This is a genomic window from Pseudomonas sp. AF32 (assembly GCF_022342325.2).
GTDB lineage: Bacteria > Pseudomonadota > Gammaproteobacteria > Pseudomonadales > Pseudomonadaceae > Aquipseudomonas > Aquipseudomonas uvaldensis.
On record NZ_RQJK02000028.1, the window covers coordinates 1 to 26,812 of the forward strand.

The following is a 26,812-nucleotide window of genomic DNA, read 5'->3' on the forward strand; positions in this document are numbered from 1 at the left end:
CTCTTGGTGGGGGTGGTCTTGCTCGGGAAATCGTTTTTTCGGTCGGGAATTTCCATCTAACACCCCCCTTCCCCGAACAACCCCGCTCCCACAGTGGCGCGTCAGTTACCCAGGAACTCCAACAATGCGGTGGTCACGGCGGCTGGGTTCTCCAGGTTGGAGATATGCCCCGCATCGGGAATCAGAATATGGGGGCAGCGAATCAGCTCGGCCATTTCCTGGGACTCGGACGGCGGACGGGGTTTGTCCTGGTCGCCGCACATGACCCGCGTACGCCGAGGGTCCAGTTCACGCAGGCGTGGCAGGATGTCGTCCCGACCGAAGATGATCCGGCCAAGCGGCACGATGCTGTCGCGCAAGCGGTCGGTCGGGAGAGCCGCCAGGGTGGCGCGGAACTGCTGGTACAGCGGTGATTGCGGGTCGATGCCCGGCCGGAAGAAGATCGGCACGATAATGTCCAGCAACGGCTCGGGGATGCTGCCATTGGCTTCGATCTTGTCGAACAGCGAAAAATAATACTGGCGGGTCGGCTCCGGCTCGACGCCCACGTAGGTGTCCATCAAAACCAGTGCCTGGACCCGTTTCGGCGCCGCGAGCGCCAGCCGCGCGCCCCACATCCCGCCCACCGAAAGTCCTACCAGGCTGAAGCAATCGATGCTCAGGTAATCCATCAATTCCGTCATCTGGCGGGCCAGGTCATCGAGGGAGCTCATACCCTCGGGCAAGCGCCCGGATTGACCATGCCCCCACAGATCCGGGGCGATGATGCGGAAGTGCCGGGACAACGCCTCGATCTGCGGCGCCCACATGGCGTGATCCCACAAATAGCTGCCGCCCAGTACCACCACAGGGCCGCGCCCCTGGTCCAGGTAATGGAGCGGTTGTCCGTCAATGTTGGCAAAGGGCATCGATGACCTCCTTGTTGAATATGGAAAACCGCGACAGCCTGACGTGACAAAGCGCACGCCGTCAATCGCCGCTTGCCTGGACGGACCTGTAAGACCTGACAGTAGTTTTGCCGGGGCGCTGGCGATAGGGTGAAGACCCGACATCGATGGGTGGAGAACCGTCATGACCAAGGCCGAGCTTCAAGCGTTCGCCCAGGCGCAAGTTGATCTCTTGAGACCGAAAGCCGTGGATACCACGAAGGCTTCGGGGCAGAGGGCCAAAGGAAAGCTGCTGTTTTTTGAGGCGTTGCTGGCGGTTTATGGCAACACCCAGACCTCGGAGCAGTTCGGGTTGCTGGATGCCGTCAATGACACCTTTCAGGAAATCGGCGCCTTTGCTTCCGGCGTGACCTTCTTCAGCAAGCCAGAAGAATGTTGCCAAAGCTGATGGCCTCATCGCGGGCAAGCCTTGCTCCCACACGTCCTGTGTACACCGATCCATATGTGGATACAGATACCTTGTGGGAGCAAGGCTTGCCCGCGATGAAGCCATCAAAGCCCTTGTCTACATACCCTCCAGCTCCGCCATCAAGTCATTCAACCGATCCACTTTCTCCTCGGTGATTTCTCCGGCCGCCAGCCCTTCGATGTACGCGGCCAGTTCCTCCACGGTGCTGCATTCGAACATGGCTCGCAGCGGTACATTGCGTTGCAGGACCTTTTGTACTCGTGAGGCAATTTGCGTCGCCAGCAACGAATGGCCGCCCAGTTCGAAGAAGTTATCCCGCACGCCCACCCGCTCGACCTTCAGCACCTGTGCCCAGATATCCGCCAGGGTCTGCTCCAGCCCGGTACGGGGTGCCTGGTAATCCTGGCTGTGCAACTGGCCGATTTCCAGGGCCGGCAAGGCGTTGCGGTCGAGCTTGCCGTTGGCGTTGCGAGGCAGGCATTCAAGCCATAGCCAGTGCAGCGGCACCATGTATTCCGGCAGTTCCGCCCGCAGACGCTGCTTGATGCGCTCCAGGCGTTCGGTCGCTTGCAACATTGAATCCGAAGCGACCAGGTAGCCCACCAGATGCTTGCCGTTGACACCCTCCTGTACCCCCACCGCCGCATCCCGCAGCTCCGGCTGCTCATGCAGTCGCGCCTCGATTTCCCCCGGTTCGATGCGGTAGCCCCGGATCTTGACCTGGTGGTCGATGCGCCCGACGTACTCCAACACACCATCGCTGCGCCGACGCGCCAGGTCACCGGTGCGGTACAACCGCTCCCCCGGCGTGCCGAACGGGTTCGGCACGAACACCGGGGCGGTGCGCAATGGATCGCCGACGTAACCGCGCCCGACGCCGGTACCCGCCACGCACAGCTCACCCACGGCCCCCAGCGGTACCAGGTCCAGCGCACCGTCGAGCAGGTACAAACGGTTATTGTCGGTGGGCGTGCCGATGGGCAGGTAGCTGCCACGGGTCGACGCCATATCGACGCGGAAGAACGCCACATCATCGGAGCACTCTGCCGGACCGTAGGCGTTCACCAGGCCGATGTCCGGGTAACGCGACAGCCATTGACGGGCCAGTTCCGGCGGCATCGCTTCGCCGGTGGGCAACATCCAGCGCAGGCCGTCCATGCCGACATGCTCCTGGGCCAACATGCCCTGGATCAGCGACGGCACACTCTCCAGCACGGTGATTGCCTGGCGCTGGACATGCATCAGCAACCCTTGCGGATCATGGGCGATGGCGTTGGGCACGATGTCCACACGAGCGCCGAACAACGGCGCGGCGAGGAACTGCCAGACCGAAATATCAAAGCTCTGGGAAGCCGTCTGGGCGATCACGTCGGACTCGCTCAACGCCAGGTAAGGCACCTTGCTGAGCTGGTTATTGAGCATGCCGCGCTGCTCCACCATCACGCCTTTGGGCTGCCCGGTGGATCCTGACGTGTAGATCACATAGGCGAGGTTGTCCGGACCACTGTAGACACCAGGGTTCTGCGGCGAAACATCGCTGGCCTGGACGGCTTCCCACACCAGCAGCTTCGGCCGCTCGGAACAGGGGAATTCGTCGAGCAGCGCCACGGCCTGGGCGTGACAGGCCTGGGTGCAGACCAAAAGCGGTGTGCGGCTCATGGCCAGGATCCGCCCCAGGCGCTGGTTTGGCAGGCCGGGATCCAGCGGCAGGTAACCGGCACCGGCCTTGAAGCTGCCGATGATCATGCCCAGCAGATCCAGGCCCCGCTCGGCCAGCAGCGCCACCGGTTGATCGAGGCCCACGCCGGCAGCGATCAAGACATGGCCGAGGCGGTTGCTGCACAGGTTCAACCCGGCGTAGCTGTGCTGCTGGTCAAGACAGGTGGCGACGATGCGTTGCGGATGGGCGGCGACCCGGGCCTCGAACAGCTCGACGTAACTGCGGTCCAGTGGATATGCCCGCTCGCTCTGGTTGCAACCTTCGATCAGGAAATCCTGTTCCTCAACACCCACCAGTGGCAGCTCGGCCATGTCACCGTGCAACCCCTCCATCAAGGCCAACAGCAAGCGCTTGAACTCACCCAGCAGCCCCTGGACGGTTGGCTCATCGAAATAACGCTGGTCGTAGGACAGGTGCAAGCCCAGGTCATCCCCCGGATAACAAACCGCCGTCAGCGGGAAGTTGGTGTGGGTGCGACCGGAGTCCGAGGTGGCGTTGAGGCTCCGGGCGCGGTCCAGCACCGAAACCTCCACCGGCGCGTTTTCGAACACGAACAGGCTGTCGAACAACGGCTGGCCCTTGGGCAGCTCACTGACTTCCTGGATGCTCACCAGCGGCAGGTATTCGTACTCGCGCAGGTGCATGTTGCTGTCCAGCAGTTCGCCCAGCCATTGGCGCACCGTGCGGCGCTGATGTTCCTCGGGTATCCGCACCCGCAACGGGACGCTGTTGATGAACAGCCCCACGGTACGTTGCATCTGTGGCAGTTCCACGGGGCGTCCGGCCACGGTGACCCCGAACAGCACGTCCCGGTCGCCGCTCACCCGCCGCAGCACCAGGGCCCACGCCGCCTGGGCGAAGGTGTTGACCGTCAGTTGGTGGGCCTGGGCCAGTTCCCGCAGTCGTGCGCCGTCCCGTGGGTCGAGTCGGGTGTAGCAATCGCCGACGACCATGCCGCCGCTGTCACCGGCGTGTTCGCGCAGGAACGGCCGGTCGCCGGGGATTGGCGTGGTCCGTTCGAAACCTTGCAGATTGTGCTTCCACCACTGCCGGGCCTCGGCCAGGCTCTGACGTTGCAGCCAGCCGATGTAGTCGCGGTAGCGCGGCGGCATCGCCAGGCGAGGCTCACGGTGTTCGCCAAGGGCGGTGTAGAGCTCGAAGAAATCATCCATCAGCAACGAACGGCACCACGCATCGATCAGGATGTGGTGGTTGCTCATCATGAACCAGTAGCGCGTCGCGCCGACCCGGATCAGCCGCAGATGGAACGGCGCCTGGCTCAGCAGATCGAAACCGGCTTCGCGCTCGCGCTTGAGCAGCGCCTGGAGCTTTTCTTCCTGCTGGTCCTCGGGTACTTCGCGCCAGTCGAGATAATCCACGGGCGTGTTACCGGGCTTGTGGATGATCTGCAGCATGTCTTCGCCGACGTTCCAGCAGAACGAGGCGCGCAAGGCTTCGTGACGGGCGACGACCGCCTGCCAGGCCTGGGCGAAACGCTGGGGGTCCAGATCGCTGTCGATGCGGTAGCGGTCCTGCATGTAGTACAGGCCCGTGCCCGGCTCCAGCAGGGTGTGCAGCAACATGCCCTCCTGCATCGGGGTCAGCGGGTAGACGTCTTCGATCTGGGCCGCCGGTACGGGCAGGCTGTCGAGCTGGTCCTGGGTCAGTTTCGCCAGCGGGAAGTCCGATGGCGTCAGGCCGCCCGCCTCGCCTGTCAGGCAATGGGCGATCAGAGCGTGCAATTGGTCAAGGTAGGCATCGGCCAGGGCGGCGATGGCCTGCCGGTCGTGGCGCTCGCCACTGAACGTCCAGCGCAGCACCAGCTCGCCACCACTGACCTGACTGTCGACACTCAATTCGTTGGGCAGCGGCGAATCGGGATCATGGATCGCCCCCAGCGGTGCGTCCAGCGGTTGGAACAAGGCGTCGTGGCCCAGGGTCTGGTCGAGCTGCCCCAGGTAGTTGAAGGTAATGGACGCTTGCGGCAGAGCTGCCATCGCCTCGCGAGTGGCCGCGTCGGCCAGGTAGCGCAGCACACCGTACCCGAGGCCCTTGTGGGGCACGGCGCGCAGTTGCTCCTTGATGGCCTTGATCGATGCGCCGAGATCTTCACCCGACGGGCTCAGGCGCACCGGATAGACACTGGTGAACCAACCCACGGTGCGGGTCAGGTCGAGGTCATCGAACAGCGCCTCTCGACCGTGGCCTTCGAGTTGGACCAGCGCCGACTCATGACCGCTCCAGCGGCACAGCACCCTCGCCAGTGCCGTCAACAACAGGTCATTGACCTGGGTGCGGTAGGCGCTCGGTGCCTGTTGCAACAATTGCCGCGTGCGCTCGGCGTCCAGGCGCACGCTGACAGTTTGCCCGTGACGCTCTTGAAGACCACCGTCAGGGTGGGCGCAAGGTAATGCCACAGCCGGACCACTCAAGCGCTCCTGCCATCCGCCCAGTTCCTCGCGCAGGGATTCACTGCCGGCGTAGGCCTGCAAGCGTGCCGCCCAGTCACGGAACGGGCTGGTCTTGGCTGGCAGCCGCACCTGTTGCCCAGCGCTGATCTGGCGATAGGCGATTTGCAGGTCCTCCATCAACACACGCCACGACACCGCGTCGACCACCAGGTGGTGAATGACGATCAGCAGGCGCTGCCGCCCGTCGGGCACCTGCACCAGCACCGCCTTGAGCAACGGACCGCCCGACAAGTCCAGGCTACGTTGGGCCTGTTCGAACAAAGCTTCGCAGTGCTCCACAGACTCGACGGACAACGACTGCAACAACGCAGCATCCGACACCGGCCGATGTTCGGCGCGCCAGTGACCGGCGGCCTCATCAAAGCCCAGGCGCAAGGCATCGTGCTGCTGGAAAACAGCCCGCAACGCTTGTTCCAGCGACTGAAGATCCAGGATCGTGGCCGGCTCCAGCAACAGCGCCTGGTTCCAATGCTGTCGATGGGGGATAGGGCGCTCGAAGAACCAATGCTGGATCGGTGTCAATCCCGACTCGCCGCTCAACAGGCCCTGTTCGGCGCTGACCTGCTCGCTACGGGTGGCGACAGCCGCCAGGGTCTGCACCGTCTGGTGTTGGAACAAGTCACGAGGCGTGAAGTGAATACCCTGCTGCCGAGCCCGGCTGACGACCTGGATGGACAGGATCGAATCGCCGCCCAATTCGAAGAAATTGTCGTTGAGGCCGACCTGCCCCACGTTCAGCACTTCGCACCAGATGGCCGCCAGGGTCTGCTCCAGGGCATTGCTCGGCGCCACATAGCGTTGACGATTGAGCTCTGGGTCCGGCGCCGGCAAGGCACGGCGGTCGAGCTTGCCGTTGGCGGTCAGCGGCATGCTCGCCAGCAGGATCAGGTGCGTGGGCACCATGTAGTCTGGCAGTTGCGCCTTGAGATGGGTCTTCAGGGCTTCGCGCAGGATCGCTTGTTGGTCGGCATCTTGTGCGGCGACGTCCGTCACCAGATAGGCAGCCAACTGCTTGCCCCCCGGCATGTCGAGCGCCAGTACCACGGCCTCGCGCACCGCAGCGTGTTCCAGCAGGCGGGTTTCGATTTCCCCCAGTTCGATACGGAAGCCGCGGATTTTCACCTGGTGGTCGATGCGCCCCAGGTATTCGACCAGACCATCGGCACGCTGGCGCACCAGGTCGCCGGTGCGGTAGAGCCGTCCACCGTCGGTGCCGAACGGGTCGGCGACAAAACGTTCGGCGGTCATGCCCGGACGCTGGTGATACCCCTGGGCCAGCCCGGCGCCACCGACATACAGCTCGCCGGTCGCCCCTTGTGGCACCAAGGCGAGATCGGCGTCGAGGATATAGGCCACCCGGGCGCCGACCACGCTGCCGATCGGCACGCTGCCCGCGCCCTCCTCCAACTGCTCGGGCGCCAGGCACGCCAGTGGCATGACGACGGTTTCCGTCGGCCCATAGGCGTTGAAAAACAGTGCCGGAGTAAACGCTGCTCGAATGCGCTGCAGATGCTCTCCGGTCAAGGCCTCACCGCCGGTGATGCACATGCGTACGGGCAGCGTTTGCCCCTGGGACGCCAGCCATTGGGCAAGCTGGCTGCCGTAGCTGGGCGTGAAACCGAGCACATTCACGCCCTGTTCACGGATCAATCCGCAGATTTCCTGGGCGTCCCATTGCCCCTGGGCTCGCAGTACCACATGGGCACCGCTGAGCAGCGGCACCAGCAGGCGCTCGGTGGCGGCGTCGAAGTTGATGGAATAGAAATGCAACTCGCAATCATCCGGGCGCATGCCGAAACGCTGAATCACCGCCCGGCAATGCATGGCGATTTCACCGTGAGACACCACCACGCCCTTGGGCTTGCCGGTGGAGCCTGAGGTGTAGATCAGATAGGCCGGGTGTTGTGGCAGATTGACCAATGGCAACGCCTGTTCCGGGTATTGCGCCAGGGCCGTCGTGTCCTCTTCCAGGCACCAGCGCCCGACGCCGTCCGGCAACGGGCCCAGGGCCTGGAACATCGCCCGGTCGCTGAGTAGCAATCCGACGCCGCTGTCTTCGATCATGTAGTGCAAACGATCCAGCGGGTATTCCGGGTCCAGCGGCACGTACGCGCCGCCGGCCTTGAGAATCGCCAACAGGCCAATGACCATCTCCAGCGAGCGTTCCAGCGCCAGGCCCACCCGTACCTGGGGCCCGACACCGCGCTCACGCAGCATCCAGGCCAGGCGATTGGCGCGCCTGTCGAGTTCGCCATAGCTCAGGGTCTGGCCGGCAAAGGTCAGGGCCGGTGCCTCGGGACGGACCTGGGCCTGTTCGCTGAACAGGGGGTGCAGGCACTGGTCCAGGCGGTGGGCGCCGGGTTCAGCGCCGAGGCTGCGCGACAGTTGTTCCCGCTCGCTGGCGTCCAGCAGCGGCAGCTCGCTCAGGCGCCGGGTCGGATCGTCCAGCAGCGCCTCCAACAGGTTGCGCCAATGCCCGGCCATGCGCGCGATGCGTGGTTCATCGAACAGGTCGGTGCTGTAGGTCAGGCAGCAACCCAGGCGATGATCCAGCTCGGTGACCTCCAGGTTGAGATCGAACTTGGTGGCCCGCGCATCGTTGACCAGATACTCCACCGTCATCCCGGCCAATGTGCGGCTCTGTTGGAATTCCCAGCGCTGCACGTTGCACATCACCTGGAACAGCGGGTTGTAGGCCGCGCTGCGCGGCGGTTGCAGAGCCTCCACCAGATGGTCGAACGGCAGGTCCTGGTGGGACTGGCCTTCGATCACCGTGTGACGCACCTGCTCGAACAGCTCGCCCACCGACATCTGCCCGTCCAGTTGGCAGCGCAGCACCTGGGTGTTGAGGAACGCACCAATCAGCCCTTCGCTTTCCGGCCGGATACGGTTGGCCACCGGCGCCCCGATGCGCAGGTCAGTCTGCCCGCTGTAGCGATAAAGCAGCACAGCCAGGGCGGCGGTCATGGTCATGAACAACGTCAGGCCGTGTCGGGCGTTGAACTCGCGGACCCTGGCGGCCAGATCGTCGCTGAGGTCGAAACGCAACAGCTCGCCGCGATGGCTCTGCACCGGCGGGCGCGGACGGTCACTGGGCAGTTCCAACAGTGGATGTTCATGGCCCAGTTGCGTGGTCCAGTAGTCCAGTTGCCGTTGGCGCTCACCGGATTCCAGCCACTGGCGCTGCCAGACGCTGTAGTCCAGGTATTGCACGGGCAGCGGCTCCAGGGGCGACTCGCGGTCGTCAATGAAGGCTTCGTATAGCGCACTCAGCTCTCGGGCGAAAATGTCCATCGCCCAGCCTTCGGTGACGATGTGGTGCAGGGTCAGCACCAGGTAATGCTCCTGCTCGGCGGTCTTGACCAGGCAAACTCGCAGCAGCGGCCCGGTTTCCAGATCAAAGGGCCGATGGGCCTCGCTGTCGGCCAGTGCCTGCACCCGTTGCTCGCGGACCTCGGCGGCCAGCGTCGAGAAATCTTTCCAGTCCATGCGCAGGCCCGTCTCGCCGTGCACCTGTTGGCGGGGCACGCCATCGACGCTCGGGAAGGTGGTGCGCAGGGTCTCGTGGCGCAGGACCAGCGCCTGCAACGCCGCCTCGAAACGCCCTACGTCCAGCACGCCGCGCAACCGCGCCATGCCGCCCACGTTGTAAGCCGGGCTGTCCGGTTCCATCTGCCAGAGGAACCACATCCGTTGTTGGGAATAGGACAGCGGCACCGGTTGGCTGCGGTCGACTTTCTCGATGGGCGGCTGGCGGTTGGTCTGGCCGCTGGCCTGGATCGAGCGTACCTGTTCGGCAAACGCCCCCAGCTCACTGGCCTCGAACAGCGTCCGTAGCGGCAACTCGACGTTGCAGGCCTGGCGGGTGCGGGAAATGATCTGGGTCGCCAGCAACGAATGGCCGCCAAGGGCGAAAAAATCGTCCCGCAAGCCAATCCGGGAAAGACCCAGCACCTCGCCCCAGATGCCGGCGAGCTGACGCTCCAGGGCACTGACCGGCTCGACGTGCTCGCGCCCTTGCCATTGCGGTTCGGGCAAGGCCCGGCGATCCAGCTTGCCGCTTGGCCCCAGTGGCATGGCGTCCAGGCGCATCAGTTGGGCCGGTACCATGTATTCCGGCAATTCGGCGGCTAGCGCCACCTTGAGCCGGTTGCCGAGGTCATCCTGGGCCTCGGTGACATCCGGTGCGGTGTAATAGCCGATCAACTGCGGGCCGGCCGAGGTATCGCGCACCAGTACGACCGCCTGGGCAACGCCCTCCTGGGCCAGCAATCGCGCTTCGACTTCCTGCGGCTCGACCCGGAAGCCCCGCAGCTTGACCTGCTGATCGAGGCGGCCGAGGTATTCGATCACCCCGTCGGCGCTCCAGCGCGCCCGATCGCCGGTGCGATACAGGCGCACACCGGCCACGCCCAGCGGATCCGGGACAAAACGCTCGGCACTCAAGCCCGGCCGACCGAGATAACCTCGGGCCAGGCCCAGGCCGCCGATGCACAGTTCGCCCGCGACCCCGGCCGGCACCGGATTGAGTTCGCTGTCCAGTACACGACACGCCACGTTGCCCAGTGGACGACCGATAGGCGAGCGCTCGCCATCGGCCTCGCTGCATTGCCAATGGGTGACGTTGATGGCCGTTTCGGTCGGACCATAGCGGTTGTGCAGTTGCGCCGCCGGCAGTTGTGCCAGCACCCGGTTGCGCAATTCGGCCGGCAAGGCTTCGCCACCGGAAAACACCCGGCGCAGGCTGGTGCAGCGAGCGCTCAACGGCTCATCGATAAACAGGCTGAGCAACGGCGGCACGAAGTGCAGCGTGGTTACGCCGAACTGCTGGACCAGCTGGGCAATACGATGCGGATCGCGGTGTTCGCCGGGGCCGGCCAGCACCAACCGGCTGCCGGTGATCAGCGGCCAGAAACATTCCCACACCGACACGTCGAAGCTGATCGGTGCCTTTTGCATCAACACATCGGTTTCATCCAGGCCATAGGTGGCCTGCATCCATTGCAGGCGTTCGGCCAGGGCGGCGTGGGTGTTGCCGACGCCTTTGGGCTGGCCCGTGGAGCCAGAGGTGTAGATCACGTAGGCCATATGATCGCCCTGCAGATGCAGGCCCGGCGGGTTGCCCGGCCATTGCTCCAGGTGCAGCGCATCCAGGGCGATCACACTGACGCCCTCACAGGCCGGCAAACGTTCGAGCAGCGCGGTCTGGGTCAACAACAAGTCGACACCGCTGTCCTGGAGCATGTAGGCCAGGCGCTCGGCGGGATAATCTGCGTCCAACGGCACGTAGGCCCCCCCGGCCTTGATGATTGCCAGTACGCCAATGAGTAACTGCGGCGAGCGCTCGGCGGCAATCGCCACGCACACATCAGGGCCGACGCCTTTGTCCCGCAGATAGTGCGCCAGGCGATTGGCCTGGGTGTGCAGGTCGGCATAGGTCATTTCGCCGCCGTCCCAAAGCAGCGCGGTGCGACTCGGCGTACGCCGGGCCTGTTCGTTCAGCCACTCCGGCAGCCAGTGCGCCGCCGGTGTGCACGGGGCAACGCTCCACTGCTGCTGTTGCGCATGTTCCTCCTCAGTCAGCAGTGGCACATCACCAATGGCTTGTCGTGGATCGGCGCAGACGGCTTGCAACAGGTTGCAGAAATGTCGCGCAAGACGCGCGATGGTCGCGGCGTCGAACAGCTCGTCGGCGTAGTCGAACGACAGCGTCAGCCGCCCGTTGCGATCCTCTTCGCTGTGCAGCTGCAAGTCGAACTTGGCTTCACGGCTGTGCCACGGCAACTCATCGGCCAGCAGCCCCGGCAGGCGACGCAGGGCACCCAGGTCTCGTTGCTGATGGTTGAACATGACCTGGAACAGGCCATGATCCCGAGCCTGCGGGAACGCTTCGAGCAATTGTTCGAAAGGCAGGTCCTGATGGGCCTGGGCACCCAGCGTGGCCTCCCGGGCCTGGGCCAGCAACGCGGCGAACGACTGGCGCGAATCGACCTGCCCGCGCAGCACCTGGGTATTGATGAAAAAGCCGATCAACCCTTGGGTTTGCAGGCGCGGGCGGTTGGCGTTGGGCACGCCGACGCGGATATCCGCCTGACCGCTATAGCGCTGCAACAAGGCCTGAAAGGCCGCCAGCAACAGCATGAAGGGGGTCGCCTCATGAGCCTGGGCCACCTGGCGCACGGCATCGCCGACGCGCTTGTCCAGGCGCAAGCCATAACGGGCGGCGCTGCGACGGCGTTGGGCAGTGCGAGGATGATCCGTGCTCAGGGTCAGGACCGGCTGTTCATCGCCCAGTTGCTGTTTCCAGTACGCCAATTGGCGCTCGGCCTCACCCTGGGCGAGCCACTGGCGTTGCCAACAGCCATAGTCGCCATACTGCAAGGGCAACGGCGCCAGCGTAGCGACCTGTCCCTGGAACGCAGCGGCGTACAACCGGGAAAACTCATCGACCAGCACGTTCATCGACCAGCCATCGGCAATGATGTGATGCATCGTCACCAGCAGTTGGTGATCGTCTTCGTCGAGGCGCAACACGGTGACCCGTAGCAGTGGCCCTTTTTCCAGATCGAATGGCGCAATCGCTTCATCTTCCCGAATCTGCCCGGCCCGGGCCTCGCGCTGGTCGGCCGGCAGATCACTCAGGTCGATCCGTTGCAGGGTGAATTCAGTGGCCGGGTCGATCTGTTGCAAAGCCACGCCATCGCGCTCCAGGAACCGCGTGCGCAGGGACTCGTGGCGCTCGGCCAGTTGCTGGAAGCTGGACCGCAATGCGCTTTCGTCGAGCTCCCCGCGCAGGTGCAAGCCGCCGGGGATGTTGTAGGCGCAGCTCGTCGGGTCCAACTGCCAGGTGATCCACAAGCGGTTCTGGGCCAGGGACTGGGGCAATGCCTCATGACGCGGCAACGGGTTGATCGTGTTCCGGGGCGGGTTGTCGTCCTGTTGTCGGTTCTCCACGGCGGCCGTGAAAGCGTTGAGCGTTGGCGCCTCGAACAGCAGCCGCAGGTCCAGCGTGACGCCCAGGGTTTCGCGCAGCCGCGCAACCATCTGGGTGGCGGTGATGGAGTTGCCCCCCAGCAGGAAAAAATGATCGTCCCCCTGCACTTCGTCCACCTGCAACAGCTCGCGCCAGACGAGGGCGATCTGCGCCTGCAACGGCGAGGCCGACTCCGCCCCATGGGCACTTGCGACCTCGGTCAAGGGGAATTGCGCATAGCTGTCCAGGCTGCCATCGGCCAGGCGGGTGCGGCACGCCGAGCGTTGCAACTTGCCGCTGGAGGTCTTGGGCAAGGCACCGGGATTGAGCAGTACTACCACGCTCGGCGCTTGCTGGCAGGCGTCGGCCACAACCTGGCGGATCGTCTTGATCAGCGCCTCGGGTGGCAGGATCTTCTGCACGCTGCGGCTGATTTCCGCCGCAATGCCAATCCCTTCCTCCGCGCCGTTGTTTACCGCAAATGCCGCCACCCGGCCTTTGCGCACCACCTCCACTTCACGCTCGATGGTCTGCTCGATGTCCTGGGGATAGAGATTGTGCCCACGCACGATCAGCATGTCTTTCAGGCGGCCAGTGATGAACAGCTCACCGTCATGGAAGAACCCCAGGTCGCCGGTGCGCAGCCAGGTACGGCCTTCATGCTGGACGAACGTCTTGGCAGTGGCCTCGGGATTACGCCAATAACCGTGGGCGATGCTCGGCCCGGTGGCCCAGACTTCGCCCACCTGTTGATCGGCCAACGGTTGCCGCGTGTTGGGTTCGACGATCAGCACCCCGTGTCCGGGCTGGCCGATACCGCAGCTCATCACCGCGCTGCCCTGCCCCGGCTCGGCGCGGTTTTGCGCCAATGCCGCGTCGTCTATGCGCAATGAAGGAATGCCGTGGCTGCGGGGCGTGCCGGCGACAAACAGAGTGGCTTCCGCCAGACCATAGGACGCCATGAAGTTATCCGAAGTGAAACCACACGGCGCAAACTTCTCGGCGAAGCGTTCCAGGGTGTCGAGGCGAATCGGCTCGGAGCCCGAATAAGCCACCCGCCAGCCGCTCAGGTCGAGGCGCTGCAAGGCCGAGTCGCTGACCCGCTCGCTGCACAACCGATAGGCGAAGTCCGGGCCACCGCTGATGGTGCCGCCGTATTCGCTGATCGCTTCCAGCCAACGCAACGGCCTGGCCAGGAAATCCGCCGGCGACATCAACACGCATGGCACGCCACTGAAGATCGGTTGCAGCAGGCCGCCGATCAACCCCATGTCGTGATACAGCGGCAACCAGCTGACGATAACGTCATCGGGATTCAAGTCGATGCCGAAGCCCTGGCGGATCAACAGTTCATTGGCGACCAGATTGCCGTGACTGACCTGCACGCCCTTGGGCAATGCAGTGGAGCCGGACGTGTATTGCAGGAAAGCGATGTCATCGTCCTGGAGCGTCGGCGCGACCCATTGTCCAGCGCAAGCCGGGTCGAGGCGGTCGACGCACAGCAGCGGTGGCGCCGATTCGATGGCCTGCAAGGGTTCGCTCAGATCGCTGCTGGTCAGCAGCAGGCGAGGCTCGGCGTCGGCGATGATCGACAGCAGGCGTTCCTGGTGATGGCGACGGGCGGACTCCGGCGGGTAGGCCGGCACGGCGATCACCCCGGCGTACAGGCAACCGAAAAACGCCGCGACGTAGTCCGGGCCACTGGGAAACAGCAACACCGCACGATCGCCAGGCGTGGCGTCGGCTTGCAAGGCGGCGGCGATGGTCCGGGCACGCAGATCAAGATCGCGATAACTCAGCACCACATTCTGTTCCGGCGTCTGTGCCAGGAAGCGCAAGGCTACTCGGTCCGGCGTCAAGGCGGCGCGGCGCTGGAGGGCATGGGCCAGGGTGCGGGGAAGTTCGAACGCGTCGGTCATGGGGGTTCCTGCCTGAAATTCGGCTTGCAAGTTGTCCCCCAAGGAACGGACAACACAGGCAAATAATTAGTCAGGGGCGCTGCGCTGCAGACCGTTCGACGACCACGTCTCCTGCGGCAACGGGTCGCAGCGCCCGCGCCGGACCGCAGCTCATCAATAATTCTTTTTCTCAATTGACAATAATTATCATTAAGCCTAATTTGGCGCTCGATGTGCAGGACGGAACCGACGATTGGCCGCCCTGCTAACTTTTTGCAGCAAGGTGAATTCCATGACGGAACAAGTATCCACAAGCAGGTGCGACTCACCGTTACTTCAGGCGTTCGTCGATAACCGGATGATCCTGGTCAAGATCGCGGCACGTATCACCGGTTGCCGGTCCCGCGCGGAAGATGTGGTACAGGATGCGTTTTTCCGGCTGCAATCGGCGCCCCAGATCACCTCTTCCATCAAGGCTCAGCTCAGCTACCTGTTCCAGATCGTGCGCAACCTGGCGATCGACCACTACCGCAAACAGGCGCTGGAACAGAAATATTCGGGGCCGGAGGAGGAAGGACTGAACGTGGTGATCCAGGGTGCTTCGCCGGAAACGTCTCACATCAACTTTTCCACGCTGGAGCACATTGCGGACGCGCTGACCGAACTGCCCAGTCGCACCCGCTACGCCTTCGAGATGTACCGCCTGCACGGCGTCCCACAGAAGGACATCGCCAAGGAACTGGGGGTCTCGCCGACTCTGGTGAACTTCATGATCCGCGACGCTCTGGTGCACTGTCGCAAGGTGTCGGGGATCCGGGCAGACACCTTTTCCCGGCGCTGAGGCTGGGTGTCAGTCCTGGTGTCATCGCGGGCAAGGCTTGCCCGCGATGACGGCCGGCAGACCACCCCGACCTACATCAACGCACACCGCTCAAAAAACCGCTCGCGCCCAAGGATCATTAGCGCCGCTCGCTTGTGAGGAAAATCGAATTCCTTTTCGCAGTGGAAACACTGGTTGTGCAGGTGGCAGATCATCCGTGCATTGTCGGCACGGGGCTCGGCCACTACGCGCTGGGTGCGGGGGTCATCCAGGAACAGATAGTGCACCAGCGCCGACAGCCAGCTCGCCACCTTGTGCGGGCCCCGGTGCTGCTCTTCGCCCACCAGCATATGAATGCCACGATCGTAATCCGCCGCCTCATAGAACGGCGCGATACGATCCTCCTTGGCCCAATAGGCTTCGAAGTAGGCAAACGGCTGGTCGTCGAAACAACCGATCAGGGTCAGGACCCGTGGGTCGCGCTGCAACTTGTCCAGGTATTCGCGGTGCTGTTCCAGGCTGCCCTCCTCCTGCCAGAAGCTCGCCACCCGGGGACTGTTCTGCCAGCGATTGAAACGCGCCAGGTCCTGCTCGATTTCCAGCGTGCGCAAGGACACCCAGGCCCCCAGACGCGCATCGAAACGCCGATACACTTCGCCGCGAGGCTTCACGGGTCGACGCGGATGCCGCTTGCCGTCCGTAATGACCATCTGCTGCGGATAACTGCCATTGAATGACTCACCCAGCCAGGGTTGCGGCAACTGCCAGAACATCGTGCGCTCGCAAACATATTCGTCGGCCTGCCCGGTGGCCGTCAGAAGGCCACTGAGCAAGGCGTCAACGGGACGCTCAGCGAGGTGCCAGATCAGGCGCTGGCACTGCGGCTCTCGGACAAACAGCCAATAGCAGGCTGCCCAAAGGGCCGGCCCCACGGGACGGTCATTGATTTCTTGCAAATGCACCCGCAGCTCGGGGCCACGATCCAGGCGCAACCGGATCAGCGGAGCACCTTCGAGCATGAGGCTCAGATGGCGCTCGGTTTCATCGGCACCCAAGCGACGCCCACCGGGCAAGGGCAGCATGGTCGGTTGAAAGAGTTCAGGCATGGCAGAGGCTCGCGTGTTCGTCGGTAGTCAACGTGGGACGTGAGCCGGTAGGGGAAATTTAGTCGCCGGTCAATGGCTGTGCATCGGCACCAGCGCGATCTGGTAAGGCTTGAAAATCGCCAACAGTTCGCCGTTGTCCCGCAGCGTTTGCAGCAAGCGGGTAAATGCTTCGCTGGTGATCGGCGCCTGGGGCCGGATCAACGCGTAGTGATGGTAAATCTGGTCGATACGGTCGGATATCAGCAACTGGGGACCTACTTCGGGATTGCGCAAGATGTAATCGTGCAGGTACGAACGGGTCACCAGCGCCATGTCAACGCGCCCACGCAGGACCATCAACAGGTTGCTGTCGTGGGAATACGTCAGCGTGGCGTTGTACTGGCCGATCAGGAATTTGGGATCGGCGTTGAATTCGGCAAAGGCGTAGTGGTAGCCACTGAACAGGGCCAGGCGTTTGCCTCTGAGATCGGCAAAATAGCTTTGCTGGCGATCTGGCAGGCGCTGGGTGACGAAGATTTCCGCGTCTTCCAGGCCCATGTCCACCGCCGTGTGGGGCACGTCCTTCCAGCCCCATTCGGGGTTCTCGAAAATCGCCATGTCCACCCGGCCCTGCTTGAAATCATTGAAGCGGCGCGGGATCGACGTCGGCACCAGCACGAACTGATAGTCGGTCTGGGAGCGATTCAGGGCCTCGACCAGTTGCGGCAACAGGCCGGTGTCGGCTCCATTCTCGGGGCGGACCGTATAAGGTGGAAAATGCGCGGCACCGATACGAACCAATTGCGCCGCCGAAGCGGGCAAGACCAGGAAAACGGCCAGTACGGCCAGTAGAACACGGGAGGTCATCCCCATCGTCGAACACGTCAAGGTCACCCACTCCCCATAAGTCATACATTCAAGCTAGGCGGTTTCAGCCATTTAGCCAGCCACCCGGCCGGCGAATGGGACAGCCCTGTTATTGTTTTTCTTCAAGCACCAGGATCAATGCCTGTTCGGCCAGGTCATCCAGACTCAGACTGCCTTCGGCGCGAAACCAGGTGGTGGTCCAGGACAATGCCCCTGTAAGGAAACGCCGGGTAATGGCCACATCACCGCGAATATACCCGGCATCCTTGGCCTGACCCAACACTTCCAGCCACAACTGCTCATAAATATCGCGCAAGGCCAGCACCTGCCGCTGCCCGTCCTCGGATAACGAGCGCCATTCATAGACCAGCACGGCCATCGCCTCGCCGGTTCCGCCCATGATCGACTGCAGTTCGCAACGGATCAGCGCCAGCACCCGCTCGCGCACACTGCCCGCCTCGGCCAGGGCTGCACGCATCAGCGCAGTGTTGTAGCGGATGGTTTCTTCCATCACCGCCCGCAGAATCTCATCCTTGCTCTTGAAGTGATGGAAGATGCTGCCGGACTGGATACCCACGGCACTGGCCAGGTCACGCACCGTGGTGCGTTCGAAGCCTTTGTTGCGAAACAGGTGAGCGGCTGTCTGGAGCAGCTTGCCGCGCGCGCTGTCCGGATCGGTCAGTTGCCCGAGTTCAACCAACTCCCGCATCACCCTGAGGGCTTTTTGCTCATCCACCCTTTCTCTCCTAGGCTGTGTACGAAATTGTTTGAAACGCAGGTTAGGCAAGGCAAAAACCGGCGAGGAAGCGGAGTTGACTGGTTGTCAATGAGCATTCCGAGCCGGTTTTTAACGCCGCATAACCAAGTTTCAAGCGATTTCGTACATAGCCTACAGTCGTTCGACGTGGCGCCGGCAATTTAAGCCGGGTGGATCAACCAAGCAAGCGCTCGGGCCAAAGAACTCAACGCCGTTTACATACCAAGCGCTTGCTTGGTAGGCTCGGACCACGTTTGCTGGAGGGATCCCCATGCCAAGCACGATCCGTATCGGTTGCGCCAGCGCCTTCTGGGGCGACACCCGTGTTGCCGCGGCGCAACTGGTCGAAGGTGGAAACCTGGATTACCTGGTGTTCGACTATCTGGCCGAGATTACTCTCTCGATCATGGCCGGCGCACGCTTGAAAGACCCTCGTGCGGGTTATGCCACAGACTTCGTCGAAGTGCTGGCGCCGCTACTCCAGCGTTTGCAGGCTGACGCCATCCGGGTCATCAGCAACGCCGGCGGGGTCAACCCCCAGGCGTGTGCCGCCGCCCTGCAAGCGGCCTGCGACGCCGCGGGCGTGTCGTTGAAGATCGCCGTACTGCTGGGAGACGATCTGCAATCACAAAGCCAACAGCTCGCCGAACAGGGTATCCGCGAGATGTTCAGCGGCGAGCCATTGCCCTGGACCTGCATTTCCACCAACGCTTACCTCGGAGCCCCCGGCATTGTCGAAGCCCTGCGCCTGGGCGCCGATATCGTGATCACCGGGCGCGTGGTGGACAGCGCGGTGGTCAGCGCCGCATTGGTGCACGAATTCGGCTGGGCCTGGCACGACTACGACAAACTGGCCCAGGCCGCATTGGCCGGACACCTCATCGAATGTGGCGCCCAATGCACGGGCGGCAATTTCACCGACTGGCGGGACGTACCGGATTACGAGCACATCGGTTTTCCTATCGTCGAAGTCAGCGCGGACGGCCAGTTCATCGTCACTAAAGTCGAAGGCACCGGCGGGCTGGTCACGCCGCTGACCGTCGGCGAGCAACTGCTCTATGAAATCGGCGATCCGCAAGGCTATCTGCTGCCGGATGTGATCTGTGACTTCAGCCACGTCAGGTTGATCCAGCAAGGCAAGCAGGCAGTACGTGTCCATGGCGCCAGGGGGCTGCCGCCCACCGATCGCTACAAGGTGTGCGCCACCTGGCCAGACGGTTTTCGCTGCACCGCCCTGTGCCTGATTGCCGGCATCGATGCGGTGGCCAAGGCCGAGCGGGTCAGCCAGGCGATTATCGCCAGGACCTCGCAGATGTTCATCCAGCAGGAATGGGCGCCTTACAGCGAAGTGAGCGTCGAATTGCTGGGCAGCGAGGCCACTTACGGTCACCACGGCCAACGCCAGGACAGCCGCGAAGTGCTGATCAAACTGGCGGTGCGCCACCCGGAACGTCAGGCGCTGGTGCTGTTTTCCCGGGAAATCGCCCAGGCTGCCACCGCCATGGCTCCGGGCTTGACCGGTCTGGCGGGCGGCCGCCCGACGGTACAACCGCTGATTCGCCTCTTCTCGTTCCTGATCGCCAAAACCGCCTGCCCACTCGAAATCGAACTCGACGGCCAGCGCCACCCCTGTGCCCTGCCCGTCCCCGAGCCGCTGGAAACCCGCGAATTGCCCGTTGCCCCGCAACTGCCCAAACCCCAGGGCCGGGCCGACGCCAGCGTCCCCTTGGTCAAGCTGGCGGTGGCCCGTTCCGGCGACAAGGGCAACCACAGCAACATCGGCGTGATCGCCCGGGAACCCGAATATTTACCGTGGATCGCCGAGGCGCTGACGCCGGAGGTGATGGTCGACTGGATGAGCCACGTACTCGACCCGTTGCTGGGCCGCGTCGAACGCTGGTACCTGCCGGGCACCCACAGCCTGAATTTCCTGTTGGAAAACGCCCTCGGCGGTGGTGGTGTCGCCAGCCTGCGCATCGACCCCCAAGGCAAGGCGTTCGCACAGCAATTGCTGGAGATCCAGATTCCGGTCCCCCAGGACATCGCCGACCGGGTCAACTGACGCAAACGAGTCCGACAAGGAGGCATGGCCATGCCCGTCATCGAATCGCACCTGGACCCGCACGGCGCCGACTTTGCCCGCAATCATGCGGCGATGCTGACCGCTGTGGAGCAACTGCGCCGACTCGAACAGGCCATGCTGGAGAAAGCCACCCAGGCCCAGGCCCGGTTCGACAAGCGCGGTCAATTGCTGCCGCGTCAGCGCCTGAACCTGCTGCTCGATCCCGGCGCGCCGTTCCTCGAACTGGCGGGCCTGGCCGGCTACAAGCTGCATGAAGACAAGGATGGCAGCGAGGCCGGCGGCGGCCTGATCGCGGGTATCGGCTTCGTCTGCGGCGTACGGGTGTTGGTGGTGGCGAACAACAGCGCCATCAAGGGCGGGACCCTTTCCCCCAGCGGCCTGCACAAGACCCTGCGCCTGCAACAGATCGCCATGGAAAACCGACTCCCACTCATCACCCTCGCCGAGAGCGGCGGTGCCAATCTCAACTACGCCGCGCAGATTTTCATCGAAGGCGCACGCTGCTTCGCCAACCAGGCTCGGATGTCGGCCATGGGCCTGCCGCAGATCACCGTGGTGCACGGTTCGGCCACCGCCGGCGGCGCTTATCAACCGGGCTTGTCGGATTACGTCGTGGTGGTGCGCGACAAGGCGCGGCTGTTTCTGGCCGGACCGCCGCTGCTCAAGGCCGCCACCGGTGAAGTGGCGACCGAGGAGGAACTGGGCGGGGCGCAGATGCATGCCCAAGTGGCGGGCACCGCCGAATACCTGGCTGAGAACGACGCCGACGGTATCCGCCTGGCCCGTGAAATCGTCAGCCTGCTGCCCTGGAATGCACAGTTGCCGCCACGACCTGAACGAAGCTGGGCAGAACCGCGCTACGCTGCCGAAGAACTGTTGGGCGTCGTTCCCGATGATCCGAAGAAACCCTACGATGTGCGCGAAATCATCGCCCGCCTCGCCGACGGCTCGAACTTTCTCGACTTCAAGCGCGAATTCGACCCTCATACGGTCTGCGGCCACTTGCATATTCGCGGCCATGCCTGCGGCGTGATCGGCAACAACGGCCCGATCACACCCAAGGGCGCGAGCAAGGCGGCGCAGTTCATCCAACTCTGCGACCAGAGCCGCACGCCGCTGCTGTTCCTGCACAACACCACCGGGTTCATGGTGGGCACCGAGGCGGAACAGCAAGGCGTGATCAAACACGGTGCCAAGATGATCCAGGCCGTGGCCAACGCCCGCGTACCCAAGCTGACGATCGTGGTGGGCGGTTCCTACGGTGCCGGCAACTACGCCATGTGCGGGCGCGGGCTGGATCCGCGCTTCATCTTCGCCTGGCCCAACAGCCACACGGCCGTGATGGGTGGCGCCCAGGCCGGCAAAGTGCTGCGCATCGTCACCGAAGCCACGCAAATCAGGAACGGCGTCACGCCCGACCCGAAGATGCTGGACCTGCTGGAGCACACCACCGCGCAGACACTCGACAGCCAGTCCACGGCCCTCTACGGCAGTGCCAACCTGTGGGACGACGGGCTCATCGACCCGCGAGACACCCGTACGCTGCTGGGCTACCTGCTGGACATCTGTCACGAGGCCGAGGCCCGCTCACTGCAACCCAACAGTTTCGGAGTCGCCCGTTTCTGACCGCAGCCGCCCAGGAGAGCAACGAACATGATCTTCACCCAGGAACACGAAGCACTGCGGCGCACCGTTCGCCAGTTTGTCGACCATGACATCAACCCCTACGTCGACGAATGGGAAAAGGCCGGGCGTTTTCCAATCCATGAGATTTTCCGCAAGGCCGGCGACTTGGGATTGCTGGGGATCTCCAAGCCGCAAGCCTTTGGCGGCATGGGCCTGGACTACAGCTATTCGATCGTCGCCGCCGAGGCGTTCGGCACCATCCATTGCGGCGGCGTGCCGATGTCCATCGGCGTCCAGACCGACATGTGCACCCCGGCCCTGGCGCGTTTCGGCTCCGATGAACTGCGCGAAACATTCCTGCGCCCGGCCATCCGCGGCGAACAGGTGGGTTGCATCGGCGTGTCTGAAACCGGCGCGGGCTCCGATGTCGCCGGCCTCAAGACCACGGCGCGCAGGGATGGCGACGACTATGTCATCAATGGCAGCAAGATGTGGATCACCAATGCGCCGAGCGCCGATTTCATCTGTCTGCTGGCCAACACCTCGGACGACAAGCCGCACCTCAACAAATCGCTGATCATGGTGCCCATGGACAGCCCCGGCATCAGCCTCGGCGCGCACTTGGACAAGCTGGGCATGCGCAGCTCGGAAACCGCCCCGGTGTTCTTCGATGACGTGCGGGTGCCGCAACGCAATCGCATCGGCCAGGAAGGTGCCGGGTTCATGATGCAGATGATCCAGTTCCAGGAGGAACGGCTGTTCGGTGCCGCAAACATGATCATGGGTCTGGAACGCTGCGTCGACAGCACCATCGAGTACTGCCGGGAACGCAAAACCTTCGACACAGCGCTCATCGACAACCAGGTGATCCACTTCCGCCTGGCAGAACTGGCGAGTGAAATCGAATGCCTGCGGGCGCTGGTCTACCAGGCCACCGAGCAATACATCAACGGACAGGACGTCACGCGGCTGGCTTCCATGGCCAAGCTCAAGGCCGGGCGCCTGAGCCGGGAAGTCACCGACAGTTGCCTGCAATACTGGGGCGGCATGGGGTTCATGTGGGACAACCCGGTGGCGCGGGCCTATCGCGACGTCCGGTTGGTGTCCATCGGCGCCGGAGCGGATGAAATCATGCTCGGCATCATCTGCAAGCTGATGGGGATTTTGCCGGGAAAGAAAAAATGAGCGGCCAACCTGAGGGCCCCATCGCGAGCAGGCTCGGTCCCACAGGGGCGGCATTTACCATTCAGTGTGGGAGCGAGCCTGCTCGCGATAAGGCCCGCCCCGACACCGCAAAAACCCAGGAATAACCCCATGCCCACCTTCAGCAAAATTCTCATCGCCAACCGCGGCGAGATCGCCTGTCGGATCCAGCGCACCGCCCAGGCCCTGGGCTATCGCACGGTGGCGGTGTTCAGCGAGGCCGACGCCGATGCCTTGCATGTGCGCATGGCCGATGAAGCCGTCTCGATCGGCCCTGCCCCGGTCCAACAGTCCTATCTCAACCAGCCGGCCATTCTCGCGGCAGCCCGACGCACGGGCGCCGATGCGATCCATCCGGGCTACGGTTTCCTTTCGGAAAACGCCGGATTCGCCAAGGCCTGCGCAGATGCCGGCATCCTCTTCATCGGCCCCAGCCCCGAGGCCATCGAGCTGATGGGCAGCAAGCGGCGTTCGAAAATCGCCATGCTCGCCGCCGGCGTGCCCTGCATCGCTGGCTACCAGGGCGCCGCCCAGGACGACGACACCTTGAGCCACGAAGCCGAACGCATCGGCTACCCGCTGATGATCAAGGCCAGCGCCGGCGGTGGTGGCCGGGGCATGCGGTGGGTCCAACGGGCCGAAGACCTCCTGGAGCAGCTGCGCAGCGCTCGCTCCGAAGCGCTGCATGGCTTCGGCAGCGACGAGTTGATTCTTGAACAGGCGTTGGTCGATCCGCGGCATGTGGAGGTGCAGATTTTCGGCGATCATCACGGGCATCTCATCCACCTCGGCGAACGGGACTGCTCGATCCAGCGTCGGCATCAGAAAATCATCGAAGAGGCACCCTGCCCGGTCATGACCGCCGATCTGCGCCGGGCCATGGGCGAGGCGGCGCTCAAGGCCGGCCGCGCGGTGAATTACGTCGGTGCCGGCACCGTGGAATTCCTGCTGGCCGATGATGGCCAGTTTTATTTCCTGGAGATGAATACCCGATTGCAAGTCGAACACCCGGTCACGGAGCAGGTCACCGGCCTGGACCTGGTGGCCTGGCAACTGGACGTCGCCGCAGGCTTGCCATTGCCCTTGCGCCAGGACCAGGTACAACTCAGCGGCCATGCCATGCAAGCACGACTTTACGCCGAAGACCCGGCCGAAGCGTTCCTGCCCCAGACCGGACGATTAATCGGCTGGAAGCCGCCCCAGCGGGAGGCGCGCATCGACCATGGCCTGCTGGAGGGCCAGTTCGTCAGCCCGTTCTATGACCCGATGCTGGGCAAGTTGATCACCCATGGCGCCACTCGCGAAGAGGCCCGGCGCAAGTTGCTGCGGGCGGTGGAGGATTGCGTGTTGCTGGGGGTCCGCAGCAACCAGCGGATGCTGGCGGCGTTGCTGGCGCATCCGCGATTCGTCGAAGGCGATGTCAGCACCGGCTTCATCCCCCGGTATTTCAACGATCACCCGGCCCTCCAGGCCCATGCCCCCTCGTTCGGACAACTCGCCATCGCCACGGCACTTTTCTATCAGGCCAGCGGCGCACGTCATGGGCCCGGTCTGTCTGGATGGCGAAACACCGCCGGCGCGACGCTGCAATATCGACTCGGCACGGGAGAGCTCGACTGGAGACCGAGCCTGACCGCCGAAGCCGACGGCACGCTGCGGGTCCGCCTCGACGGGTCCGTGGTGGAATTGAAACTGCTCGACGTGAACGGAAGTGATGCCACCGTATGGGTCGATGGCGTTCGCCAGCACTGCACCTGGCGTCTCGACGGCAGCGATCTCTGGCTGTTCACTCGGCCCGGTGGCTTGCACCTGCAAGACCGGACCCAGGCCAGTGTCACACCCCGCGCCGCGGTCGGCGACGGTATGCTCAGGGCGCCCATGGATGGCGCCATCGTCGAACTGCGGGTCGAAGAGAACAGCGTGGTACATCGGGGGCAGCTATTGATGGTGCTCGAGGCAATGAAAATGGAGCATCCGCTCGAAGCCGACCGGGACGGGGTGGTCCGGGCATTGCAAGTCAAGCAGGGTGAGCAGGTACGGAACCGACAGATTCTGTTGCGGATCGAAACAGAGCCTAGGCGGATGCGTCGGGTTTGACTACGCTCAGACCATCGGCTTGCCTTCTATCGGAACCCTGCGATGCCCAATTGGCTGGTGATTGACCTGGAGGCCACTACCGATGAAGGTGGCTGGCCAGTAACCGAAATGGAAATTATCGAGATCGGCGCCTCGCTGGTGAATCGTGACGGCCACGAAGTGGATCATTTTCAGCGTTTCGTTCGCCCGCTGAGGCGGCCCCTGCTTACGCCGTTCTGCCGCGAGCTGACGCACATCACCCAGGCCAATATCGACGGGGCAATGCCTCTCTCCGAAGTCTGGCCGGCGTTCGAACGCTGGCTGACACCGTACCGGACGAATCTGGGGGGCTGGGTCAGCTGGGGCGACTACGACCGTAAGCAATTGCTTCAGGAATGGCAGCATCATCAGCTACAGAGCTTTCTCGGCCAGGTGCCCCACATGAACCTCAAGCAGCGCTTCGCCAAGGCCCGTCGGCTTGAACGTCCCTTGGGCCTCAATGGGGCATTGCAATTGGCCGGCCTGCAATTCTGCGGTCAACAGCATCGGGCCCTGGAGGATGCACGCAATACGGCGCGACTGTTGCCGCTGGTGCTTACGGACTGAACGACCCGCTCCGCGTCGCAGATGACGAGTGCCGATGCCTTGTGCATACTGGCCGGCCTTTTTCAGCCCTTTTTCGAGGAATCGCCCATGTTCAAAGTCAACGAATACTTCGACGGCACCGTCAAGTCGATCGCTTTCGGGACTGCCGAAGGCCCTGCGACCATCGGTGTCATGGCACCGGGCGAATACGAGTTCGGTACCGCCCAGCGGGAAATCATGCACGTCGTTTCCGGCGCCCTGACCGTGAAACTGCCCGACAGCGCCGAATGGGAAACCTTCGCGGCCGGCAGCCAGTTCAATGTTCCGGCCAACAGCAAGTTCCAGCTCAAGGTCGCCGTCGACACGGCCTATCTGTGCGAATACCGCGGCTGAGATTGCTTCGAGCATGAAAAAGCCCGTGTCCAGTGACACGGGCTTTTTCATGCAAGCTGGTTATTCGAGCACTTCAACCGGCATGCCGACTTCAAGTCGGCCGTTGCCATCGTTGACCAGATTCTGGCCAAACATCGCACCGTCCGGCGTGGAACGATACTGCTGCAAGGTAGCGAATGGCTCGCGGTTCGGGTCGCGCTCGCCGGTTTGCGGATCGACCGTCGTCATGATGCAGCGCGAGCAAGGCTTGACCACGCGAAACTCGACATCGCCGATACGGATGCGCTTCCAGTCATCCTCGGCAAACGCCTCGCTGCCCTCGATCACCAGGTTGGGACGAAAGCGCAGCATCTCCAACGGACGCCCGACCCGGTTCGAGAGGTCCTGCAGGGAGGCCTGGCCAATCAACAGCAGCGGGAATCCATCTGCAAAGGCGACCTTGTCGTCATCCTTGCCATAACCGGCCGCCGTGGTGCGTGCCATTTCCACCGGCACATGCACCAGCCGGGTGGCTTGGCCGATGAACTCACTGACCCAGCCGGCCGCCTCGTCGCCGGCATCCGGGACGCGCAGGGTGTCGCGCCAGATCGTCACCCCGCGCAGTTGCTCCAGAGCGGCAGAAGGCAGCGCCACATCGACACTACCATAGCCTGGTGCACTGAGCGTCAGGCCGCCCGCCTCGTTCCACAGGGCCGAGAGCTGGCTCATCTTCGCCACGGCCCGCTGGGTCAGGAAGCGTCCACTGGCTTCATCCACCAACATCCAGCGCCGATCACCGTCCAGCCCCAGCTTGTCCAGGCCAATTCCCGACAGGGACTGGCCCTTGCCGGATTTCAACGGGTAACGGTACAGCGCGCTCAGCCGCAACATGGTCAGCTCCCTGATGGCGAAAAAAATGC

14 protein-coding genes are annotated in these 26,812 nt (G+C 63.5%); 8 read left to right on the forward strand and 6 right to left on the reverse strand.

The window, feature by feature from the left end:
* Positions 1-101 precede the first annotated feature (101 nt).
* A complete protein-coding gene (locus EGM97_RS22735) occupies positions 102-908 on the reverse strand; it encodes an alpha/beta fold hydrolase (RefSeq protein WP_238963695.1) in 807 nt (268 codons plus the stop codon).
* A gap of 163 nt (positions 909-1,071) precedes the next feature.
* Here EGM97_RS22735 and EGM97_RS22740 point away from each other — a divergent pair, with 163 nt between their 5' ends.
* Positions 1,072-1,335, forward strand: a complete 264-nt coding sequence (locus tag EGM97_RS22740; RefSeq protein WP_238963693.1) for a hypothetical protein — start codon at positions 1,072-1,074, stop codon at positions 1,333-1,335.
* A 117-nt stretch (positions 1,336-1,452) separates the two neighbouring features.
* Here the strand turns inward: EGM97_RS22740 and EGM97_RS22745 are convergent, their stop codons facing one another.
* Complete coding sequence (locus EGM97_RS22745) at positions 1,453-14,439, reverse strand: non-ribosomal peptide synthetase (RefSeq protein WP_238963691.1); 12,987 nt, start codon at positions 14,437-14,439, stop codon at positions 1,453-1,455.
* Positions 14,440-14,710: 271 nt separating this feature from the next.
* On the opposite strand from EGM97_RS22745, the gene EGM97_RS22750 reads away from it, so the two are divergent.
* Positions 14,711-15,259, forward strand: a complete 549-nt coding sequence (locus EGM97_RS22750; RefSeq protein WP_238963689.1) for an RNA polymerase factor sigma-70 — start codon at positions 14,711-14,713, stop codon at positions 15,257-15,259.
* Between the two features lie 71 nt (positions 15,260-15,330).
* On the opposite strand, the gene EGM97_RS22755 is transcribed toward EGM97_RS22750, so the two are convergent.
* The 3 genes from EGM97_RS22755 to EGM97_RS22765 all read right to left on the reverse strand — a co-directional run bounded on the left by EGM97_RS22755 (position 15,331) and on the right by EGM97_RS22765 (position 17,926).
* Positions 15,331-16,344 (reverse strand): GNAT family N-acetyltransferase, encoded by a 1,014-nt coding sequence (locus EGM97_RS22755; protein ID WP_238963687.1) that lies wholly within the window; start codon positions 16,342-16,344, stop codon positions 15,331-15,333.
* Positions 16,345-16,413: 69 nt separating this feature from the next.
* Positions 16,414-17,190, reverse strand: a complete 777-nt coding sequence (locus EGM97_RS22760) for a substrate-binding periplasmic protein (RefSeq protein WP_238963685.1) — start codon at positions 17,188-17,190, stop codon at positions 16,414-16,416.
* 109 nt (positions 17,191-17,299) lie between these two features.
* Positions 17,300-17,926 (reverse strand): TetR/AcrR family transcriptional regulator, encoded by a 627-nt coding sequence (locus tag EGM97_RS22765; RefSeq protein ID WP_238963683.1) that lies wholly within the window; start codon positions 17,924-17,926, stop codon positions 17,300-17,302.
* A gap of 292 nt (positions 17,927-18,218) precedes the next feature.
* Between EGM97_RS22765 and EGM97_RS22770 the strand changes: the two genes are divergently transcribed.
* From EGM97_RS22770 to ppnP, 6 genes are all read left to right on the forward strand, one after another.
* Positions 18,219-20,009, forward strand: coding sequence for an acyclic terpene utilization AtuA family protein (locus EGM97_RS22770; protein ID WP_238963681.1), 1,791 nt, complete (start codon positions 18,219-18,221; stop codon positions 20,007-20,009).
* 30 nt (positions 20,010-20,039) lie between these two features.
* Positions 20,040-21,656 carry an acyl-CoA carboxylase subunit beta gene (locus tag EGM97_RS22775; RefSeq protein ID WP_238963680.1) on the forward strand — a complete coding sequence of 539 codons (1,617 nt, stop codon included), beginning with the start codon at positions 20,040-20,042 and terminating at the stop codon, positions 21,654-21,656.
* Positions 21,657-21,683: 27 nt separating this feature from the next.
* Complete coding sequence (gene atuD, locus EGM97_RS22780) at positions 21,684-22,841, forward strand: citronellyl-CoA dehydrogenase (protein WP_238963678.1); 1,158 nt, start codon at positions 21,684-21,686, stop codon at positions 22,839-22,841.
* A 129-nt stretch (positions 22,842-22,970) separates the two neighbouring features.
* Entirely contained in the window at positions 22,971-24,956 is a 1,986-nt protein-coding gene (locus tag EGM97_RS22785) for an acetyl/propionyl/methylcrotonyl-CoA carboxylase subunit alpha (protein WP_238963676.1), read from the forward strand.
* Between the two features lie 42 nt (positions 24,957-24,998).
* Positions 24,999-25,541: a 3'-5' exonuclease gene (locus tag EGM97_RS22790; protein WP_238963674.1), complete on the forward strand. Its 543-nt coding sequence runs from the start codon at positions 24,999-25,001 to the stop codon at positions 25,539-25,541.
* Between the two features lie 87 nt (positions 25,542-25,628).
* The gene (gene ppnP, locus EGM97_RS22795) at positions 25,629-25,913 is read left to right on the forward strand and encodes a pyrimidine/purine nucleoside phosphorylase (protein WP_072389169.1); all 285 of its coding nucleotides are present in this window, start codon (positions 25,629-25,631) and stop codon (positions 25,911-25,913) included.
* 60 nt (positions 25,914-25,973) lie between these two features.
* Here the strand turns inward: ppnP and EGM97_RS22800 are convergent, their stop codons facing one another.
* Positions 25,974-26,783, reverse strand: a complete 810-nt coding sequence (locus tag EGM97_RS22800; RefSeq protein ID WP_238963672.1) for an MOSC domain-containing protein — start codon at positions 26,781-26,783, stop codon at positions 25,974-25,976.
* Positions 26,784-26,812 lie beyond the last annotated feature (29 nt).

Excerpts from the sequence above, each read along its gene's own strand:
- EGM97_RS22790 (WP_238963674.1), top strand. The coding sequence starts at position 24,999 with ATGCCCAATTGGCTGGTGATTGACCTGGAGGCCACTACCGATGAAGGT.
- EGM97_RS22745 (WP_238963691.1), bottom strand. The coding sequence starts at position 14,439 with ATGACCGACGCGTTCGAACTTCCCCGCACCCTGGCCCATGCCCTCCAG.
- EGM97_RS22750 (WP_238963689.1), top strand. The coding sequence starts at position 14,711 with ATGACGGAACAAGTATCCACAAGCAGGTGCGACTCACCGTTACTTCAG.
- EGM97_RS22760 (WP_238963685.1), bottom strand. The coding sequence starts at position 17,190 with ATGACCTCCCGTGTTCTACTGGCCGTACTGGCCGTTTTCCTGGTCTTG.
- atuD (WP_238963678.1), top strand. The coding sequence starts at position 21,684 with ATGATCTTCACCCAGGAACACGAAGCACTGCGGCGCACCGTTCGCCAG.
- ppnP (WP_072389169.1), top strand. The coding sequence starts at position 25,629 with ATGTTCAAAGTCAACGAATACTTCGACGGCACCGTCAAGTCGATCGCT.
- EGM97_RS22775 (WP_238963680.1), top strand. The coding sequence starts at position 20,040 with ATGCCCGTCATCGAATCGCACCTGGACCCGCACGGCGCCGACTTTGCC.
- EGM97_RS22755 (WP_238963687.1), bottom strand. The coding sequence starts at position 16,344 with ATGCCTGAACTCTTTCAACCGACCATGCTGCCCTTGCCCGGTGGGCGT.
- EGM97_RS22785 (WP_238963676.1), top strand. The coding sequence starts at position 22,971 with ATGCCCACCTTCAGCAAAATTCTCATCGCCAACCGCGGCGAGATCGCC.
- EGM97_RS22770 (WP_238963681.1), top strand. The coding sequence starts at position 18,219 with ATGCCAAGCACGATCCGTATCGGTTGCGCCAGCGCCTTCTGGGGCGAC.
- EGM97_RS22735 (WP_238963695.1), bottom strand. The coding sequence starts at position 908 with ATGCCCTTTGCCAACATTGACGGACAACCGCTCCATTACCTGGACCAG.
- EGM97_RS22740 (WP_238963693.1), top strand. The coding sequence starts at position 1,072 with ATGACCAAGGCCGAGCTTCAAGCGTTCGCCCAGGCGCAAGTTGATCTC.
- EGM97_RS22800 (WP_238963672.1), bottom strand. The coding sequence starts at position 26,783 with ATGTTGCGGCTGAGCGCGCTGTACCGTTACCCGTTGAAATCCGGCAAG.